This is a genomic window from Streptomyces sp. RPT161, assembly GCF_027533845.1.
Taxonomy (GTDB): domain Bacteria; phylum Actinomycetota; class Actinomycetes; order Streptomycetales; family Streptomycetaceae; genus Streptantibioticus_A; species Streptantibioticus_A silvisoli_A.
Genome location: NZ_JAPZVN010000059.1, coordinates 1 through 2335 on the forward strand (window position 1 = coordinate 1; position 2335 = coordinate 2335).

A 2335-nucleotide genomic window follows, 5' to 3' on the forward strand; every position below is an offset into this window, starting at 1 on the left:
CGAGGACACGGCCGCCCGGCGCGGCTCGCCGGTCTCCGGCCACTCCTGGGCCTCGGTCAGCAGGGACACCGCGCCCGCCGACCAGTCCACGTGCGGCGTCGGCTCGTCGATGTGCAGCGTCTTGGGCAGCACACCGTGCCGCATCGCCAGCACCATCTTCATCACGCCCGCGACACCGGCCGCCGCTTGCGTGTGGCCGATGTTGGACTTGATCGACCCCAGCAGCAGCGGCCGGTCCTGCGGACGGTCCTGCCCATAGGTGGCCAGCAGTGCCTGCGCCTCGATCGGGTCGCCAAGGGTCGTGCCGGTGCCGTGCGCCTCGACCGCGTCGACCTGGGCGGCGGACAGGCTGGCGTTGGTGAGCGCCTGGTGGATCACCCGCTGCTGGGACGGGCCGTTCGGCGCCGTGAGACCGTTGCTCGCACCGTCCTGGTTGACGGCGCTGCCCCGCACGATCGCGAGGACCGGGTGGCCGTTCCTGCGCGCGTCGGACAGCCGCTCGACGAGCAGCATGCCGACGCCCTCGCCCCATCCGGTGCCGTCGGCGGCGGCGGCGAACGGCTTGCAGCGGCCGTTGGCGGCGAGGCCGCGCTGGCGGCTGAACTCGGTGAAGGTGGCGGGCGTCGCCATGACCGTCACACCGCCCGCGAGCGCCAGCGAGCACTCGCCGTTGCGCAGCGCCTGCACCGCCATGTGCAGGGTGACCAGCGACGACGAGCAGGCGGTGTCCACCGTGACGGCCGGGCCCTCAAGGCCGAAGACATACGACACCCGGCCGGAGGCGATGCTGCCGGAGCTTCCGGTGCCCAGGAACCCTTCGACACCCTCGGGCACGGCGTCCAGCCGGGCGGTGTAGTCGTGGTACATCACGCCCGCGAACACCGCCGTGCGGCTGCCGCGTACCGAGGTGGGGTCGATTCCGGCCCGCTCGAACGCCTCCCAGGAGGCTTCCAGCAGCAGCCGCTGCTGCGGGTCCATCGCCAGCGCCTCACGCGGGCTGATCCCGAACAGGGCCGGATCGAACCGGCCCGCGTCGTAGAGGAAGCCACCCTCACTGACGTAGCTGGAGCCGGGCTGGTCGGGGTCGGCGTCGTACAGCGACTCCACGTCCCAGCCACGGTCGCTGGGGAACTGCCCGATGGCGTCCGTACCGTCCACGACCAGCCGCCACAGGTCCTCGGGGGTGCGTACGCCTCCGGGGTAGCGGCAGCTCATCGCCACGATGGCGATGGGCTCCTGGTTCCGCTCCTCGACCTCGCGCAGCCGCCGACGGGCCTGACGCAGGTCGGCGGTGGCCCGCTTGAGGTAGTCGCGAAGCTTGTCCTCATTCACCATCGCGTCGGGGTCCTTCTTTCTCAGGACGAGCCGAGCTCGTCGTCGAGCAGGTCGAAAAGCTCGTCATCTGTGACTGTTTCGAGATCGTGGTCGTCATCGGCGGCACCGTCGCCCGACGCGTCCTGCGCGTCCTGCCACTTGGCCATCAGGGTCCGCAGCCGCATGGTCACGCGGTCCCGGTTGGCCCCGTCGACGGCCGCCTCGCCGGAGACGAGGTCGGCCAATGTGGCCTCCAGCCGGTCGAGTTCGTCGAACACGGACGGGCCTTCGGTGAGCGGCAGGGCGGTACGCAGGTGTTCGGCGAGTGCGGTGGGCGTCGGGTAGTCGAAGATCAGTGTGGCGGCGAGGCGCAGCCCGGTGGCGGCGCCCAGCCGGTTGCGGAGTTCTACGGCGGTCAGGGAGTCGAAGCCCAACTCCTTGAACGCGGCGTCCGGTTCGATCGCCGCCGCGCCGTCATGCCCCAGCACACCGGCTACCTGGGTGCGCACCAGGTCCAGCAGCATCCGGTCCCGCTCCGCGGCGGGCAGCCCGGCCAGCCGCTCGACGAGGCTGCTCGCCGCACCGGCCGCCGTGGCACCACCACCCGCCGTACGGCGGCGCGGGGTACGGATCAGCCCGCGCAGCAGCGGCGGTACGGCGCCCTGGGCACGCAGACCGTCCAGGTCGAGTCGGGCGGCCAGCAGCAAGCCGTCGTTCAGCGCACTGGCCACGTCGAACAACGTCAGGCCCTCGGCGGCCGAAAGCGCGGCCATACCGCCGCGGTTCATCCGGTCGAGGTCCGCCGTGTCGAGCTCACCGGCCATGCCCCCCTCATCGGCCCACAGACCCCAGGCCAACGAGACCGCGGGCAGACCCAACGCACGCCGATGCTGGGCAAGAGAGTCCAGGAACACATTGGCCGCGGCGTAGTTGCCCTGACCCGCGTTCCCGAACACACCCGCCGCCGAGGAGAACAACACGAACGCCGACAGATCACACTCACGCGTCAACTCATGCAGAC

Annotated in this window: 2 protein-coding genes; both read right to left on the bottom strand. The window is 71.3% G+C overall.

Features of this window, described 5'->3' with window-relative positions:
• A partial coding sequence (locus O5O46_RS34845; protein WP_269859695.1) for a type I polyketide synthase occupies positions 1-1335 on the bottom strand: 1335 nt, incomplete at its 3' end.
• Between the two features lie 20 nt (positions 1336-1355).
• A partial coding sequence (locus tag O5O46_RS34850) for a beta-ketoacyl reductase (protein WP_333482452.1) occupies positions 1356-2335 on the bottom strand: 980 nt, incomplete at its 5' end.